The sequence below is a fragment of the Acidimicrobiia bacterium genome, assembly GCA_016650365.1.
Classification (GTDB): domain Bacteria; phylum Actinomycetota; class Acidimicrobiia; order Spongiisociales; family JAENVV01; genus JAENVV01.
Genome location: JAENVV010000126.1, coordinates 1 through 16,098 on the forward strand (window position 1 = coordinate 1; position 16,098 = coordinate 16,098).

Annotated in this window: 17 protein-coding genes; 3 read left to right on the top strand and 14 right to left on the bottom strand. The window is 61.4% G+C overall.

Annotated elements, in window-relative coordinates; translation table 11 throughout:
- Positions 1 to 166: 166 nt before the first annotated feature.
- Genes JJE47_07460 through JJE47_07470 form a run of 3 tightly spaced genes read left to right on the top strand, consistent with a single transcriptional unit; the run spans position 167 to position 3,185 of the window.
- Positions 167 to 1,030 carry an ABC transporter ATP-binding protein gene (locus JJE47_07460; protein ID MBK5267256.1) on the top strand — a complete coding sequence of 288 codons (864 nt, stop codon included), beginning with the start codon at positions 167 to 169 and terminating at the stop codon, positions 1,028 to 1,030.
- Positions 1,027 to 2,103, top strand: coding sequence for an ABC transporter permease (locus tag JJE47_07465; protein MBK5267257.1), 1,077 nt, complete (start codon positions 1,027 to 1,029; stop codon positions 2,101 to 2,103). Before JJE47_07460 ends, JJE47_07465 begins: the two co-directional genes overlap by 4 nt.
- Positions 2,100 to 3,185: an ABC transporter permease gene (locus tag JJE47_07470; protein MBK5267258.1), complete on the top strand. Its 1,086-nt coding sequence runs from the start codon at positions 2,100 to 2,102 to the stop codon at positions 3,183 to 3,185. Before JJE47_07465 ends, JJE47_07470 begins: the two co-directional genes overlap by 4 nt.
- Here JJE47_07470 and JJE47_07475 read toward each other — a convergent pair.
- The 14 genes from JJE47_07475 to JJE47_07540 all read right to left on the bottom strand — a co-directional run.
- A complete protein-coding gene (locus JJE47_07475; protein ID MBK5267259.1) occupies positions 3,182 to 3,616 on the bottom strand; it encodes a group II truncated hemoglobin in 435 nt (144 codons plus the stop codon). The two genes, JJE47_07470 and JJE47_07475, sit on opposite strands and share 4 nt — an antisense overlap.
- A 30-nt stretch (positions 3,617 to 3,646) precedes the next feature.
- A complete protein-coding gene (gene sucD / locus JJE47_07480; protein ID MBK5267260.1) occupies positions 3,647 to 4,570 on the bottom strand; it encodes a succinate--CoA ligase subunit alpha in 924 nt (307 codons plus the stop codon).
- Positions 4,567 to 5,790 carry an ADP-forming succinate--CoA ligase subunit beta gene (gene sucC / locus JJE47_07485; protein MBK5267261.1) on the bottom strand — a complete coding sequence of 408 codons (1,224 nt, stop codon included), beginning with the start codon at positions 5,788 to 5,790 and terminating at the stop codon, positions 4,567 to 4,569. The genes sucD and sucC overlap by 4 nt, the downstream gene beginning before the upstream one ends.
- An 84-nt stretch (positions 5,791 to 5,874) precedes the next feature.
- Positions 5,875 to 6,903 carry a PAS domain-containing protein gene (locus tag JJE47_07490; protein MBK5267262.1) on the bottom strand — a complete coding sequence of 343 codons (1,029 nt, stop codon included), beginning with the start codon at positions 6,901 to 6,903 and terminating at the stop codon, positions 5,875 to 5,877.
- A 460-nt stretch (positions 6,904 to 7,363) separates the two neighbouring features.
- Positions 7,364 to 11,086 (bottom strand): AAA family ATPase, encoded by a 3,723-nt coding sequence (locus JJE47_07495; GenBank protein ID MBK5267263.1) that lies wholly within the window; start codon positions 11,084 to 11,086, stop codon positions 7,364 to 7,366.
- 216 nt (positions 11,087 to 11,302) lie between these two features.
- A complete protein-coding gene (locus JJE47_07500) occupies positions 11,303 to 11,848 on the bottom strand; it encodes a hypothetical protein (protein ID MBK5267264.1) in 546 nt (181 codons plus the stop codon).
- Positions 11,845 to 12,255: a hypothetical protein gene (locus tag JJE47_07505; protein ID MBK5267265.1), complete on the bottom strand. Its 411-nt coding sequence runs from the start codon at positions 12,253 to 12,255 to the stop codon at positions 11,845 to 11,847. The genes JJE47_07500 and JJE47_07505 overlap by 4 nt, the downstream gene beginning before the upstream one ends.
- On the bottom strand, positions 12,252 to 12,710 hold the full coding sequence (locus JJE47_07510; GenBank protein MBK5267266.1) for a hypothetical protein: 459 nt from the start codon (positions 12,708 to 12,710) through the stop codon (positions 12,252 to 12,254). The genes JJE47_07505 and JJE47_07510 overlap by 4 nt, the downstream gene beginning before the upstream one ends.
- Positions 12,707 to 13,066 (bottom strand): hypothetical protein, encoded by a 360-nt coding sequence (locus JJE47_07515; GenBank protein MBK5267267.1) that lies wholly within the window; start codon positions 13,064 to 13,066, stop codon positions 12,707 to 12,709. The genes JJE47_07510 and JJE47_07515 overlap by 4 nt, the downstream gene beginning before the upstream one ends.
- Before the next feature lie 22 nt (positions 13,067 to 13,088).
- Complete coding sequence (locus JJE47_07520) at positions 13,089 to 13,283, bottom strand: hypothetical protein (GenBank protein MBK5267268.1); 195 nt, start codon at positions 13,281 to 13,283, stop codon at positions 13,089 to 13,091.
- A gap of 17 nt (positions 13,284 to 13,300) precedes the next feature.
- On the bottom strand, positions 13,301 to 14,269 hold the full coding sequence (locus tag JJE47_07525) for a type II secretion system F family protein (protein MBK5267269.1): 969 nt from the start codon (positions 14,267 to 14,269) through the stop codon (positions 13,301 to 13,303).
- Positions 14,266 to 15,159, bottom strand: a complete 894-nt coding sequence (locus JJE47_07530; protein ID MBK5267270.1) for a type II secretion system F family protein — start codon at positions 15,157 to 15,159, stop codon at positions 14,266 to 14,268. The genes JJE47_07525 and JJE47_07530 overlap by 4 nt, the downstream gene beginning before the upstream one ends.
- Positions 15,156 to 15,575 carry a hypothetical protein gene (locus tag JJE47_07535; protein MBK5267271.1) on the bottom strand — a complete coding sequence of 140 codons (420 nt, stop codon included), beginning with the start codon at positions 15,573 to 15,575 and terminating at the stop codon, positions 15,156 to 15,158. The genes JJE47_07530 and JJE47_07535 overlap by 4 nt, the downstream gene beginning before the upstream one ends.
- Positions 15,572 to 16,098, bottom strand: a 527-nt coding sequence (locus JJE47_07540) for a hypothetical protein (GenBank protein MBK5267272.1), incomplete at its 5' end; no start/stop codon positions are given. The genes JJE47_07540 and JJE47_07535, both read right to left, overlap by 4 nt.

Consider the following 16,098-nt stretch of genomic DNA (forward strand, 5'->3'; position numbering starts at 1 on the left):
GGATCATCAGCCTGGGCATCCACAATGGCTTGCAGATTCGATCCCGATCCCGATATCAGCACTGCAGTCCGCACGCCGGGAAGTGTAGTTCGGCTGGACAACCCCAAACCCGGACGCCTGACACGGAGCGGTGATAGATTCGGAGGGGCCTAAGGAAGGGGTTCAGATGCCCAACGGTGCGCTCTCCGTGTCGGGGCTCAGCTATTCGTTCGGGCAGGTGCGAGCCGTCGACAACCTCTCGATTGAGGTGGCAGCCGGTGAGATCGTTGGGCTGCTCGGGCCGAACGGAGCGGGCAAGTCGACCACGATCAGAATGCTCACGGGACAGTTGCGACCCGATTCCGGGTCGATCACGATCCTCGGTCATCCCATGCCGGAAGCTCGCGAAGCCATTCAGGCCCGGATGGGGGTCTGTTTCGAAGAGAAGAATGTGTACGACGCCATGTCGGCAGTCGAAAATCTACGTTTCTTCGCAAGCCTGTTCGGGATCAAACGATTCGATCCGATGCCGCTCCTCACCCGGGTCGATCTGGCCGGGCGAGCCGAGGACCGGGTATCCACCTACTCGAAAGGTATGCGGCAGCGGCTCATGATGGCCAGAAGTCTGATCAACGAACCGGACATCTTGTTCCTGGACGAGCCGACCGACGGCCTTGATCCCGTCTCGTCGCGGACCATCAGGGACCTCATCAAGGATCAAGCCGCACGCGGGGCGGCGGTCATATTGACCACCCACGATATGTTCGAAGCCGATGAGCTCTCCGATCGAGTGGCCTTCATCAACGAAGGGTCGATCCTGGCCGTCGACACACCCGAAGAGCTCAAGCTGGCTCATGGCCAGCGCGCAGTCAAAGTTCGCAGCCGAGACGATGGCGTCATCACCGAAATCGTGGTACCACTCGACGGCCCTGACGCAACCGAACAATTACGCCAGGCCATGTCGGCCGGGCACATCCTCACGATTCATACCGAAGAAGCGACCCTGGAGGACATCTTCGTCGAGTACGCCGGGAGGGGCTTGACCGCGTGAACTGGCCCGCCATTCGTGCGATTGTCGCCAAGGACCTCTGGGCCTTCACCCGGGATCGGTTCTATCTCTTCATGACCGTCCTCGGTCTCGTCTTCTACGTCGCGGTTTTTTGGGTACTGCCCAATACCGTCGACGAATCCATTGAGATGGGAATCGCTCAAACGGGCATGGATGCATACTTCAACGAGCTCACCGGCGACGCCGGGCTCACCATCACGCCCTTCGATTCAGGTGCCGCACTCGAGGAGGCGATCCGGGCCCGCGACGGTCCCGCCGTCGGATTGGCCTTTCCCCCCGACTTCATCACCAACGTGGCGACCGGCAACGAGACTGAGGTAACGCTCTTCGTTACCTCAGATGTTCCAGCCGAAGTTCGCGGAGCGCTGAGTTCGATGGTTCGAGAGATGGCCTATGCGGCCGCAGGCAACCCCCCACTCGTCATCCTTCCCACCGAACAAGAAATCCTGCTCGGAACCGACCGGGCGGGGGATCAAGTTTCGCTCCAGGAGACCATGCGGCCCATGTTCGTCTTCTTGATGCTCATGGTGGAGATGATGGCTCTCGCCACCCTGGTCGCCTCGGAAATCCAACAGCGCACGGTAACCGCCATCCTGGCGACCCCGACCACGGTGACAGACTTCCTCACTGCAAAGTCCATCCTGGGGACACTTCTGGCTTTTAGCCAGGCAGTGTTGCTCATGGCGGCCATCGGTTCGTTCGGCACCAATACCTTCGTGCTGCTCGTGTCCCTACTCCTCGGGGCGATCCTCGTGACCGGATTCGGATTATGGGCCGGATCAGCAGGCCGCGACTTCATTTCGATCATCTTCTGGAGCGTCCTGTTCCTCATCCCGTTGATCATCCCCGCAATTGCCGTGCTATTTCCCGGTACGGCCGCCGGGTGGATTCAAGTCCTCCCCAGTTGGGGGTTGGTCGAAGCGATCGTCGGCGCCACCGCCTACGGCGAGGGCTTCCGACAGCTGGCCGGGCCTCTCCTGATACTGGCCGCCTGGTGTGGAGTTGCGTTTGCCGCGGGACTTCTCGTGCTGAAACGAAGGGTGATTCGCATATGATCCGCAAGATCCTGCTCAAAGATCTCTCCCTCGGGCCCCGGTCGCCGATAATCCTGTGGGTGTTGGTTCTGCCAGTCGTCTTGACCTTCGCTTTCCGCATGGTGTTTGGCGGCCTGTTCAACACCGAACCACGGCTCGGGATCGTCGACCTTGGCAATTCCGCCGTTACGGAGGCGGCCGCTCAACTGGAAGGCATCGAGGTCACATTCCTCGACGACGCCGAGGAACTACGCCGCCAGGTTGAAGAAGGCAATCTCGACGCTGGATTGGTTCTCGAAGCCGGATTCGACGATTTGGTCCGTAGCGGTGCCCAGCCACAGCTCCAGTTCTGGGTGGGCGGCGACAGCCTTGCCTCGGATCGCATCATCCTCGGAGTCACCGCCCTGGACCTCGTTCGAACCATATCTGCAGTGGATTCGCCCGTCGACGTTTCCGTGGTATCAATCGGGGATCAAGGCCTTGAACTATCGGTGAGGATGCTCCCGATGCTGGTCATCATGGCCGTGGCAATCGCTGGCGTCATGGTCCCCGCCGCAAGCCTCATCGAGGAAAAGACCCGTCGAACGTTGAGCGCCGTGCTGGTAACGCCGGCCAATCTCAAAGATGTTCTCGTGGCGAAGGGCTTGCTCGGAACCATCCTGGCCATTCTCACCGGCGTAATGACACTGCTCCTCAACAGCGCGTTCGGGACCGCCCCGGTGGCCACGCTGCTGGCGGTCACCCTCGGGGCAATCATGATGGCCGAGATCGGCCTGATGCTCGGGTCGTGGGCACCGGACACAGCCACCATGTTTGCGGCGTGGAAGGGCGGAGCAATATTGCTGCTGTTTCCCGTAATTTTCACCATTTGGCCGACCCTCCCCCAATGGATCGCCAAACTCGGGCCGACGTATTACTTTCTCCAGCCCATTTTCGATTTGTCCATCAACGGAGCAACCCTGGCAGAGGTCGCACCGCAGCTGGCCATCGCCGCCGTGATTTGCATCGCTCTTCTTCCAATCGTGATGCGTTTCGGTAGATCGCTGGAAGGGCGTTTGGTCGGCGCGGCAAAGCACCAAGAGCCTGCGCTGACGAACGCCTAGATGAGCGGGTCTTGCGAAGCCAGATTGCGTAACGACTGAGCCGCCTTGCCGAGTTCTTCGGCCAAATAAGCCCCCACCGCCTTGTCCGCTCCGATTCGGTCGAGGGCGCCGTCCATGCAACGCGACCACTCATCGGCGGCGTGATTGTCAATCGGGAACCGGGCATGACGCATGCGGAGACGAGGATGGCCGTGCCGCTCCCAGTACAACCCTGGTCCCCCCATCCAACCACTGAGGAACTCAAACAGCTTCTGACGGGACACGGAAAGATCGACAGGCAACATCGCCCGAAGAACCGGTGAGCTCTCATCGACAATGTCATAAAAGGCATCCGCAAGTTCCCGGACGCGCCCTTCGCCGCCAAGCTCCTCATAGGGGGTGGCCGCCCCGCCCCACGGGTACGAATTCTCGGAGGCCGGGCGAATGTCCATAGGTTAAGCCTACTGGCGCTGGCGGGTGGGCTACCCGATCGCCTCGAGCATGGCGGTTCCCATGTCGGTTGGGGTCGGGGCGACGACAATGCCAGCGCTCTTCAGTGCGGCGATCTTGTCGGCGGCCGTTCCCTTGCCACCCGAGATGATGGCGCCGGCATGGCCCATGCGCTTGCCGGCTGGGGCGGTGGTGCCCGCAATGAACCCGGCTACCGGCTTGGTCATGTGCTGCTGAATCCATTCGGCGGCTTCTTCTTCGGCCGTTCCACCGATCTCGCCAATCATGATGACGCCTTCGGTATCGGGGTCTTGATTGAAGAGGTCGAGACAGTCGACGAAGTTGGTCCCGTTCACGGGATCGCCACCGATGCCGATGGCGGTCGTCTGGCCGAGTCCATTGTTGGTCAGCTGGAACACTGCTTCATACGTGAGGGTACCGGACCGACTCACGACACCAATCTTGCCTGGCTTGTGGATGTAGCCCGGCATGATGCCGATCTTGCACTGCTGAGGGGTGATGACCCCCGGGCAGTTCGGTCCCACGAGTCGGACGTTCTTGTCCTCCAGGTATCGCTTGGCAACGACCATGTCACCTACCGGAATACCTTCGGTAATACAGACGATGAGTTGGATACCCGCCGCGGCCGCTTCCATGATGGCGTCGGCTGCGAATGGAGGCGGAACATAGATCACCGACGCATTGGCGCCCGTCGCTTCGGCCGCCTCGACAACACTCCGGAAGATGGGCAGATCTGCCGAATATGTGTCGGCGCGACCCTGGACTCCGCTGTGGTCGGTTTCGCCTTCGAAGTGCTCAATCGTTCCCGCTTTGGACGGGTGGACGGCGCCAACCATGTTCGTCCCGTAGGCCAGGGCAGTGTCGGTGTGGAACCGGCCGGTCTGGCCCATCCCCTGAACCAGGACACGGGTATTCGTATCAACCAGCACGCTCATTTGGTTAGCTCCACGATCTTCTGAGCGCCATCTTTCATATCGCTGGCGCTGACCACGTTCAGTCCTGATTCGTCGATGATCTGTTTGCCCAGGTCGACGTTGGTGCCCTCCAGTCGAACCACAAGCGGAACTTGTAGGCCCACCTCTTTGACAGCTTCGACGACTCCGTTGGCGATGATGTCGCACTTCATAATGCCGCCGAAAATATTCACGAAGATCCCTTTGACTCGCGGATCCTTGGTGATGATCTTGAAAGCGGCGGTGACTTTGTCAGCCGTGGCACCCCCACCGACGTCCAGGAAGTTGGCGGGTTCGCCGCCGACGTACTTGATGATGTCCATGGTCGACATGGCCAACCCGGCCCCGTTGACCATGCAGCCGATCGTGCCGTCAAGCTTGATAAAGGAAAGGTCGTATTCGGCTGCTTCGAGCTCGGCAGGATCTTCCTCGGATTCGTCGCGCATTTGGGCGATATGGGGATGACGGAACATCGCATTGGCATCGAAACTCATCTTTCCGTCCAACGCCATCACCCCACCCGCTTTGGTTACGACCAGCGGGTTGATCTCGATGAGATCGGTGTCAAGTTCGACGGCGGCTGCGGTAAGGGCCTTCATGAAGCTGACGGCATTCTTGAGCGTCTCGCCCTCGAGGCCGAGCCCGTACGCAAGGTCGGCCGCCTGAAAGTTGGCCAGGCCGATCGCCGGATCGATGGTCGCTCTGAGAATCTTCTCTGGTGTGTGCTCGGCGACTTCTTCGATTTCGGTCCCACCTTCGGTGGACACCATGAGCACATTGCGACTGACGGCTCGATCAAGGACGACCGACAGATACAGTTCAGTTTCGATGTCGACGCCCTGTTCGATATAGAGCCGGTTCACTTGCTTGCCTTCGGGGCCGGTCTGAATCGTGACGAGAGTCGAACCGAGCATCTTGCCGGCAAGTTCTCTGACCGCCTCCTCGGCAGCCTCGACACCTCCGTCGATTCCAGCCAATACGACGGTTACGCCACCAAGGTCGGGGTACTCGATAAACCGTCCCTTGCCCCGGCCGCCGGCGTGGATCTGAGACTTGACCACCACCACGGGATTGCCCAACTCCTCGATAAGGGGGCGGACGGCCGCGACGGCCTCATCCACGGTTGTGGCCAGCAGACCCGATGGAACGGCAATCCCCCTGGCCTTCATGAGCTGCTTGGCTTGATACTCATGGATCTTCAACGACGGTCCCTTTCGTACGGCGTGGCCATAGTAGTCACCCCGCGACAGCCCTCCCCCATCGAGTAATCGACGAACGATTCAGTGTTAGGAACGAGGGGTGGCCGGCGCAACGACCACCACCGTGTGGCCAAAATCGCGACGCCCCCTGAGCATCGGGGCGTTCCACGTCACCGAGACCCGGGTTTCGACACCGGCGTTGTCGCGCCCGACCGCCGGGACACTGAGCGGCCCGGCGGTCTTAGAAAACAACACAACCTGGTCGAGAATGTCCATGCCATTGGGACCGCCAACCATCCGCACCATGGAACGTAAAACGGCCTGATCGTCGGTCGGATCCGTTTGCGAACATTTCCTGGCGTAATCGTTGGCGTGGATCAACCGGAGCGAACCGACGACCAGTGCAGCCAACTCCAATCGCGGAGCACTCGAGCCGCCTGACGTCCTCTCTTCAAGCAAGCCGATCGCACCGGAGAGGTCGACCTCCCAGATGGGAACCGGGGAGGCATCAAAGAGAGACTGATACCGGGCCTCGCTGCGAGCCAGCCCTTGCCAGGCCTGAGCGAGGTCGGTGATATCGACGGCGACACCATGGATTCGGGAACCATCCTTGGTCTTACGCAATGTCAGCAGCACCCAGCCCCGGGTCCGGTCGGCGCGAACAATCTCTACCTCGATGTTCCGCAGGGTTCTGGCCGGGACGAGGCGAGACAGGACGCTGTGACCCTGGCTTTCGCTCGCAAACAGACTTTGCAACGGCGTGCCGATCAACGATCGACTCGAATCAGCAACAACCAGTTCGGCAAAATACGGCGAAGCGCGAGTTATCAGCCCGGTCGCATCGGCCGAGACGGTGGCCGTAAGCTCAATCTGAGAGTGTGCGCCGGCCGCCACCGGGGTCAAAGGTGGTTCTGCGACTGCGCACAGGTACTCGATGTTCGCCTCGCCAACCGGAATGACCACATCGGCCCCGCCAGCTCGCGCAGCTTTTTCGCCTCGGGGGTCGTCCGTGACGGCGACGATCCAGGCGGTCGGCTGGGCACGGCGGACGCTGACCAAACCGTCCAGTCCGGCTTCCCAGATCACGACAATCCCGTATTCGGTACGACTGCTCACGTCGTCTGGGTGGACCGGTCCAATCAGAGAAAACCGCTCCGCGAGCGGTCCTCTCAGGTTTGCAACCCGGGAAGGGGTATCGGCAACGAGCAGAAGCGGTTTAATGTCACCTCTCCCATGGGTTCAAATTTCCAGGTCCTCCAGGCGCTTGCCGACTGGGTCGGCCCCACTCCCCACACACCAGGCCAGGGGGGACGGGCAGATAGATGGTGAGGAACCGCGCCCGGAAGACCCGAAACCGTGAATTAGCGGTGGAAGTCACCCGTGGCGAGAGCCGGCAAGGCAACAGCCAGATTGGCAATAACGGCAATGGCGAGAATGTAGAGACGGCGACGCATGGGGACCCTCCGTGGAACGATATGTGACTGCTTACCTCGCCAACATCGTTGATCGCCGTGCGTGGGCCGTGTTCACGAATCCTCTAACTGGTAAAAACTAGGGGATCACTTGGAAGAGGGTGTCAGGAGCCGCGGGTGGCGATTGCGTGACCGTCGGCCCGCAAAGCTGACAGGTCCCGCTTGATCGTGGCCCGGCTGAAACCCGTAGCTTGAGCAAGGTGCCGGATGGCAGGTACCGCACCGGCCGCCTCGATCTCGGCCATTATCCGCTGCAACTGCATCCGCCGACGTCCGACCTGGGAAGCCACGGTGTTGTCGGCCGGTTGCGACAGGGTAATGACGACGTTCACCAGTTCATCAGGGCGCAGCTGGCGACCACCGGGCGTTCCGACCTTCGGAACGGCGATAGTGATCTGTTGGACCTCCCGACTGCCACTCTCGCTAGCGATCTTCGCAAACAGTTCGCCGACCCGGGCGCGCTCCGCCAACCCGGCGTCCAAGCCTTCCAGGTCCGATTCCATGAGAGTCCTGGCTCGCTCAATCGCCTGATCGGCCAGCGTTGCGTTGTCCTGGGCCAAAAGAAAAACCCCCCAGGCAACCCGGGTTCCGGTTTGAACCGTTTCATCGAGCAAGTCAATGAGCGCTCGGAGCAGTCTGATCGCCTGGTCGATCTGGCCGGTTTCTTTGAGCCACCACGCTTGCAGTAATCGCTCCCTGGGTGAGTCAGCCCAGCTTGGATCGAGATCCTCGAGAAGCTCGAAGACGGGTCTCGCAGCCTCAAAGTCATCGAACTCGAGGAGGTAATAGAGATAGGCAATCGCCACGATCTTCGAGCGGTAGCCATCGGGTGTTTGGGTGACTGCCGACAGGGCTTGCTCAAACATCGCGCGAGCCGCGGCGGGATCCCGAGTGGCTTCATACGCTGCCAGAACGGCATCGACCGATGCGACCCTGGCCGTTTCGCCGACGGACACGAAGTACTCCCTGGCCGCTCGGCCGGCAGTAGTAGCTGTAGCGGCGTCGCCAAACACCAGCCACGCCAACGACGCCCGGTTTGATTGTGCGGAGGCCACACCACGTTGCTGCCCGATCGACCGAAACGCCTCCTCGGCCTCCTCGTAGGCAACCAGCGCCGCCGCCGGCCGATTGCGCTGATACAAGATGGTGGCAAGATTGACCGTGCATTCGGCGTCGGCGATCCGATAGCCGATCTCTCGGGCGATCGTTTGGCCTTCCCGGAGGGCATCTTCGGCGTCGGCCAGTCGGCGTTGCTCGCCGATGACGGTGCCGAGAATTCCGATGGTCCTGGCTTCCCCGCCCCGGTCCCCGTCTGTTCGAAATCGGGTCAGAGCGGTACGAAGTTCCGCTTCGGACTGGGTGCGCATGGCTGCTTCGACATAGGCCGTTCCGAGCAGGAGATGCGTTGACCCGCTGGCTGAGTCACCCAGTTCGGCTACCACTCGACCCAGCGTTGCAACCGCCGCCTCGGGTCGGCCCGACCAGATCTGAATCTGGGCGGCGACCCGGCCAAAATCCTCGATCCGGGACGGGGCGAGACCCCATCCAGCCGCAGCCACGTCCTCGGCTTCGCCAAAACGGTCCGTATGAGCGAGCAGCCAGGCCCTCCGCAGGTGGGTCTCCGCTTGCTCATCGTCGGTATTAGCCAGAGCGGCCATTCGCCCGATGAGATCCGCCTGGGTTGCCCGGTCACCAAGGACATTGGCCACCTGTTCCATGGAGCCGAGCAACCCGAAGAGTTCCATCTCGGTCGGGTCTCCGTGCTCCCCGGCATCGAGGGCCCGGCGGTAGTGGGTTTGGGCCGTGTCGAACGCTGAGAGGTCTTCGGCATCCCCGGCCGCCCGGATGCTCCACCGAAGGGCTTCGGACCAGTCGGCGGCTTCATAGAAATGGTGGGCGATCTCGGCCGGGGCGGCTTGCAGGTCGATCAAGACTTCGGCAGATCGGATGTGAAGTTCATGCAAACGATCAGGGTGGATCCCGTTGTAGGCGACCCGGCGGATGAGCTCGTGGCTAAACAGCAGCCCGTCGGGTTGGTCCGAAAGCACCTGGCGCCGGACCACCCTGGTGATCGCTTCCAGGACGACCGGATACTCCAAATCGGTGAGTTCCGTGAGCTGGGTAGTCGACACGGGCCTGGCAAAGACCGCGGCAGCATCGATCACCTGGCGGGCGGTGTCATCAAGCTTCTCGAGGCGGTGTTCGACAATCTCGGCCACACTGGACGCCACCGGCAAGTGGGCGGGCAGCTCGAACGGATGGGACAAATCGTCTTCGCGGAGGCTCTTGAGTGTCTCGACTACGAACAATGGATTGCCACCGGTGTGCTCGACGAGCCATTGAGCAAGCGCGTCGGCGTGGTCACCGAAGCCGCCGATCGCCTCGATGAGACGGGTGACCGCCTCGACGTCGAGATCGGATAGGACCAACCGTTTTGTAAAGGCCGAGCGATCAATATCCTGCAGCAACCCCCACCGGTCCCACCCGCTTTCGGCCTCTTCGCGCCGGTAGCTGAGGAGCACGACCAGCGGTACCCCCGCAAGGCCTGTCGACAAACGCTTCATGACGGCGAGTGAATCCAGGTCGGCCCAATGCACGTCTTCGAGCACGAGCATCGTCGGATAAATACTCGCCAGACTTTTGAGGACCTGGACGAGCGACTCCTGGACTTTCCACCGGCTGTCTTCTCCGGCGAGCCCGATCGACGGTGTCCTGGTCATCCCCAATCGGGGGATCACCCGGCTGGCCTCCTCAAGCCACATCGGCTCACATACCGATCGGAGCTGTTCGATACGCAGCGGTGTCAGAGCCGCCTCAAGCGCACCGCGGATGCCTTCGAAGGCTTCGCCGCCAATCCGGTCTTGATAGCTGCCTCGCAGAATCTCATAGTTGCGCCACTTGGCGTCCTCACCGGCCTGTTCAAGCAGAGACGATTTCCCAACACCAGGCGGACCTTCGACAAGGGCGATAGCCCCTTCCGCGCCGAGGGCGCGTTCCAGGGCTCCGATGAGCACGTCCCGTTCGGCCCGGCGAGCCACAAACACGGGCGCCTGAGACCGATCGGCGGTTGGCGGTGACGGCAACGACGCTTCGACGTGTGAGGCAATGTCGGCGGCCAGTTGGGACGTGGCTGGAGCCGGTTCGGCGCCCAACTCGAACTTCAAGGTTCGGCGCAAGTCCCGATACTGTCGCAAGGCCTCCTCGGGCCTGCGCAACAACGCCGACAGCCTCATCACGTCACGGTGGGCACCCTCATCAAGCCGATCGAGGGCCACGATACGTTTGGCGATGAGCAGCGCCCGGTCGAACTGGCCGTCAGCCTCCCGCAACGAAAGAAGCTGCGCCAGGGCCGCCGCCTGAGCGTTGTGCAGGAACTGCTGTTCCTCAAACACCCAATCTTCGTAATGGCCGGGCATGAACTCGCCGCCGTACAGATCAATGGCCTGCTGCAAGCGGTCACCAACTCCATCGGTTGACCGGCGGGCTTCGGTCGCGAGACGCCGAAACTCGGTGGCGTCGACCCAAACGTCGACTTCCGTTGAGATGCCAATCGATTCGCGGGCCTGATCCAAAACGTGCACTCCGGATTCCTCGAAGCTCTTCCCGATTCGGTAGAGGACCGAACGCAAACGCTCTCGCGCCACCGACTCGGATTGCTCCGGCCAGTACATCCCGGCCAGCTTGGAGCGAAGTTGCTGGCGATCGGGAGTGAGAAGCAGGTAGGCGAGGAGCGACCGGGCGGTCCGGGACCCACTCAGCTGGACGACTTCACCGTCGATTTCCACCCGGAATCCACCCAACAAGCGGGCATGCAGGGACGAACTCATGCTCCACCCTCTCTCGGGGCCGGGATCCAGCTTGAATGCGAGATGTGTACCTCCCACTTGGTACGCGCTCGTTCCCAAATCATACCAACCGATTGACTAGGTGACCGAGCGGATTGGTGGCTAGTCACCCCGGTTGCTGGAACCCAGGGTTGAACCCCGGGTTCCACCGCCCGATATCGGGAGCTGGGACCCTCAGAAGCGGAAGATATGCGCCGATTACCCGTCGGCGAGGTCCCGGACCGACCAGATCAACCAGCGTCCATCGGGATCAGGTCGCAGTTCGATCTCCCATTTGGCCCGAAGACTTTCGCCTCCCCCGGCCACGAAGGTGATAGACGCCACGAAAGCCGCTGATCGGCCATCGATAGTCAAGGACTCCTCTTCGACCTCCGCCATGAACGACGTACCAACCAATCCGGCTTCCTCTTCGAACACCGACCATTGCGGGCCATGAGGATCGAAGAATTCTTCGACATCGGCGAGATCGCCGGATCCGGCGAACCGGCCCCATGCCGTAAGTGCCTCTCGTACCCCTACCCGGACCGCGTCGCCGATCGATGCGTCGGACAGAACCGTGCTGGTAGATCGGGGCGCACTCGATAACGGGGTGGTTGCTCCCGGAATGGTGGTCGCGTTGCCGAGCCCCTCGTCCGATCCCGGTTTCGGTCCCCCGGCCCATGCCACCACCCCGAGCGAGACCGCCAGGCCAGTGACCACGGAAACCGCAATCACCATCCTCCAGGTGGCCACCTCCCCGGTCATGACAGGTCGGCAGTCGCCCGACCAACCACGTCGACGGTGACACTCGGGTCCTGGCCGGCGGTCAGAATGTTCAATAGCGAAAACAGGACTTCTCGCCGGATCTCGACCACGATCTGATCATTCTGAACGGTCAAACCAACGACTACGACGTCCTCCTGAGAGAGAATCGACAAAGCAAGATCCTGAGCCAACGATTCGTCCAGTCGCACCTCGCCGGTTACCCGATACCAATCGACATCGATGCCGTTGGCGCCGGCCACTGCTGCCGAGTCGGCGATGACGGCCAGTTCGGATCGTTCGCTCATCACCCGCCAGAGATCCACGCTTATGCCGCCCAACCCAAGCAACGCCACCGCCAGGCCAAGCACCCAAAGAGTGATCTGCCCGCTTTCTTCTCGTAGGTTCATTCGAAACTCCGGTACCGATCGACCAGTTCCGTATGGGCGACGGTCCAGTAGAACCCACCGAAAGATCGACCGCTTCCTGGCAATGCCACGACAGGTATGGCGACCGTTACTTCGACGCGAACCTCCATGCCCCTGACCAGCGCGTCACATCTCGCTGCCTCCTTCTGGCCAGGCGTCATCGAGTCGGTCACGCACAAGGCGGCAGAAACATCAGCGGCCGGAATGCTGTGATTCACGGCAATCTGATCGACGATCATCCGAATGTGTTCATCGTCCGGGTCAGGCGTGGGATCGGTCACGATGATTCTGGCGGCCTCGGCCGCGGCTAACCGCGCCATGTTCGCCCTGGCCGCCCAGGGGGCCAGCATGAGAACCACAAAGGCCGTCGGAATGAGCAGCAACCCAATTGCGAGTGGCAGTTCGATGGCCGCCACCCCTCGTTCGTCGCGGATCAAGGTGCCACCTCCTTGACGGCACGTGCCGATGCAACAAATGTGTAGTCGGGCACCCACAACGCAATCGAGGGAAACAAAGCAGTCGCGTTTGCGACGACAGTCGGTCCGGTCGGATCAATGAAGCATGTGGCGATAACCCCATCGCCGTAGGACCCGCCCAGCAGTGCGTCGAGTGTCTCTTCGATACTTCTCTCACACATGCCCGGCGCAGCTCCGGCATACGATTCAGCTCGCACACCCTGGTCGAGGGCGGCTCGGACCGCCCCTGCCGCGTACTGGTACAGAACCAGATTGGCGAGCGCGACGAAGAAGATCATGGCGATTCCGACCGCCAGGATCACCGCAGGAGTTGACATCCCACCTTCGTCCGGCACAGGCTTATAGCTGGCCGAACAGCAACGATCGGATTCGTTCGATGACGTCGATGCCGAGCGCCTGTAATCCGGCCCAAATCGCGATAAGAGCGACGATCGCCAACGCGGCGTTGCCGAGCAGTTCGGCCGTGTTCAGACCGCGCTCGTCAGTCCGAATACGACCGATCGCCCTTTCCCAATAGACACCTAGCTGTTCCATATCCTTTTTTCCTTTCCTCAGAACGTTCCAAAAATGATTGACGGCAACGGAGCGGCCACGAAAACCAAAAGCACGGGCGCCAAAATGGCGATGGTCGGGATGAGCATTGCCGCTCGCTGTTTGGTTGCCCGTTGCTTCATCGACTCTCGTCGGCCCTCTCGAACATCCTCAGCAAGAGCCAACAACGCATCACCAAGGTCCGAGCCGCGCTCCTCAGCAGCCGCCAGGAGTGAGTACGTGCGTGCGCAATACGGCTCCGGCGTCAGTCGGGCCGCCCGTTCGAACGCCTCGCTGGCGCCCATCCCGTTTCGGTGGAGCCTGGCCGCCTCGGCAAGCTCGGCGATCACATCCCCGGCTCCTCGATCAACCAACTCTTGAACGGCCTGCGTCACGCCACCTCCTACCCGGATGTGCATGGCGAGTAACTGGTTGATCGTGTAGATCTCGATCCGCATGCGCTCTCGTCGAGCATCGACTGCTCGATCAACTGCCCCTCGATATCGCCCAATCCCGGCAACCAACCCGACCAACGGCAAGGTCAGGACGCCCAGCGTGCCGAGTCCAACCACCTGGCCGATGAGTCCGGCAATCACTCCACCAATCGCGCCGGCCGCCAGCTGCCGAACCCGGAACTGCATGAGTCGGTCAACGTCCCTGACGCCTTCGTATAGGGCTGCCTGCCGTAGCTTGAGGATCATGGCCTCGTCTCCCCCGGAGTCGAGGATCTGGCCGAACCGATTGGCCAACGAGCCCAGAATCGGACCGAATAGCCTGGCGATCGGGTTCGCACCCATCCCTCGGAAATCCGCACCCTCTGCCACGACGTCGGGAGCTCGTCCGAGACTGGTCCGGCTGATCGTCGTATACGGCCGCACTCTCGGCGCAAGCCTCCGCGTCGGACGGACCACAAGAGAAGCAATCCCCGCGACGGCTAGCCCACTGAGCAAGGCAGCGAGGAGCGAGCGACCAACCAGATCGACAATCATCGGGCTTCCTCGAAAATTCGAGCCGACCCACCGAGCACCCGCTCCTCCTGCGGTTCCTTGGACAACAGACTCACCAGCAAGATCCCAAAACCACTCAGCCCGGCGCCGACCATCACGACGAAGAACCCGGCCGCCGAAGCATAAAACTGCCGGTAAGCGGGCGTCATGGCCGTCAACGCAACAAGCACAAACCATGGGAGCACAAACACCACACGTGAGTTGATCTTCTGTTCAATCGCCGCCGTGCGAATGTCTTCGAGCGTCCACCGGTCCCGGGTGGTCGCTTCGGCCAGATCAGTCAGAATCTCGGTGACGATGTTCCCTCCCCGTTCGTGAGCCAGGATCAGCACCTCGATCACCCGGTCAGAAGTCGGGTCGCCGAGTTCCTCTTTCACAGTTTCAAGGGCGGGAACCACCCCAATGGTCCTGGCAAGGAGGTCATACCGGTCGAAGGCTCGGCGCAACGGATCCGGACCCTTCGAGGCGAGAGTTTCCATCGCTCTCGGCAACGACATGCCAGAGGATATCGAGGCGGTTATGTCTCGCAGGCCATCCGGCCAAGCCTCCAAAACCTCCGACAATCGACTGCTCCGCTGCCGCGCGAAATATGCTCGCGGAAGCATCCCCACTCCGATCGCCGGGATCGCCGCGATGATCGGTATGCCCGTCAGTAGCAGAAAGAGCAAGAAAGCCAGTAGCCCGACAGCGACGGAAGCTGCCCAAAATTGACGCGGTGTCAGATCAACCCCTGCCTGCGTCAACCAGAGCTGTCGATCCGTCAGCGAAGGCCGACGTTTTCGAACCACTTTTGGCCGGGGCGCGGTGCCAGTGAGCAAGCCGACTCCGAACAAGAAGACCACCCCGGTCATCAACGACGCGAGGAGCCTCATAGGGGTGAAACCCTGCCCTCCAGAATGGCTCGCAAGGTCATGTCTTCCGGTAGCGACTGCTCGATAATGTCGACAGCTTGAGGTGACGGTAACAAGCCAGTCCATTCGAGCGCCTTGCCGAGCCGTTCCCGGTCGAACAGCTTCTCGGTTGAAAAGTCGGTGTTCATGGTGGGTACGACCGCCAGTATCTCCATGACCTGACGCCGGAGGCCGGACCCATCGTTAGCAGGCAGCGCATCTCTGCCCAGATGGATGACGTAGTCAATCGAGGCGGCGAACACTTTCCTGACGATCGGTTCGCTGACATTCTCGCCGGCCATGAGCGCCGCATTCACTATGGCGTTGAGTGCGTCGCGCGCCGAGTTGGCGTGGACCGTACACGCAAACCCACATCCGGCGTTGACTGCCCTCGTCAACTCGAATGCCTCAGCCCCGCGTCATTAAGGTTACCGTCGAGCGACAACAGCTCAGGAACGTGACCCTCAATGCGGATTTGAGGCTCTCGCCGACGATCACCCGAATCAAGGACGGTCACCCTCACGTCGAGGAGGTCAAGAACCGCGCGGCGCTCGACATCGCTCATGGTGTCGAGCCGCTTGTGGGCAGCCTCGGCCAGTCGGGCAAGACTGGCCATCCGCTCCGACTGCGCCGCATTCTGTTTTGCCCAGGCATCAAGCTCTGCGCGGTGTCGGTTGAGCGCGTCCAGCTCGGATTCCAACTGGGCAACCGCCCGCCGAATCATCTCGTGCGACAGTCCCGCCCGCAAAGCATCGGCGGCTCTTGCTCCAACGGCTTCCTCAAGGTTTGCGATACGTTGGTCAATGTCGGCAACCTGACCCCCCTCGACTGATTTCTGGTCAGCCCGTTCCGAGAAGTAGGCAGCGGCAAGCTGGAGAAGTCGGTCGGGTTGGCGCAGAAGCCCCGCGACCTCTTGCCATA

What these genes read in the sequence shown, in the direction of transcription:
- JJE47_07460 (MBK5267256.1), top strand. Translation starts at nt 167, where the DNA reads ATGCCCAACGGTGCGCTCTCCGTGTCGGGGCTCAGCTATTCGTTCGGG.
- JJE47_07470 (MBK5267258.1), top strand. Translation starts at nt 2,100, where the DNA reads ATGATCCGCAAGATCCTGCTCAAAGATCTCTCCCTCGGGCCCCGGTCG.
- JJE47_07475 (MBK5267259.1), bottom strand. Translation starts at nt 3,616, where the DNA reads ATGGACATTCGCCCGGCCTCCGAGAATTCGTACCCGTGGGGCGGGGCG.
- sucD (MBK5267260.1), bottom strand. Translation starts at nt 4,570, where the DNA reads ATGAGCGTGCTGGTTGATACGAATACCCGTGTCCTGGTTCAGGGGATG.
- JJE47_07495 (MBK5267263.1), bottom strand. Translation starts at nt 11,086, where the DNA reads ATGAGTTCGTCCCTGCATGCCCGCTTGTTGGGTGGATTCCGGGTGGAA.
- JJE47_07500 (MBK5267264.1), bottom strand. Translation starts at nt 11,848, where the DNA reads ATGACCGGGGAGGTGGCCACCTGGAGGATGGTGATTGCGGTTTCCGTG.
- JJE47_07505 (MBK5267265.1), bottom strand. Translation starts at nt 12,255, where the DNA reads ATGAACCTACGAGAAGAAAGCGGGCAGATCACTCTTTGGGTGCTTGGC.
- JJE47_07515 (MBK5267267.1), bottom strand. Translation starts at nt 13,066, where the DNA reads ATGTCAACTCCTGCGGTGATCCTGGCGGTCGGAATCGCCATGATCTTC.
- JJE47_07520 (MBK5267268.1), bottom strand. Translation starts at nt 13,283, where the DNA reads ATGGAACAGCTAGGTGTCTATTGGGAAAGGGCGATCGGTCGTATTCGG.
- JJE47_07525 (MBK5267269.1), bottom strand. Translation starts at nt 14,269, where the DNA reads ATGATTGTCGATCTGGTTGGTCGCTCGCTCCTCGCTGCCTTGCTCAGT.
- JJE47_07530 (MBK5267270.1), bottom strand. Translation starts at nt 15,159, where the DNA reads ATGAGGCTCCTCGCGTCGTTGATGACCGGGGTGGTCTTCTTGTTCGGA.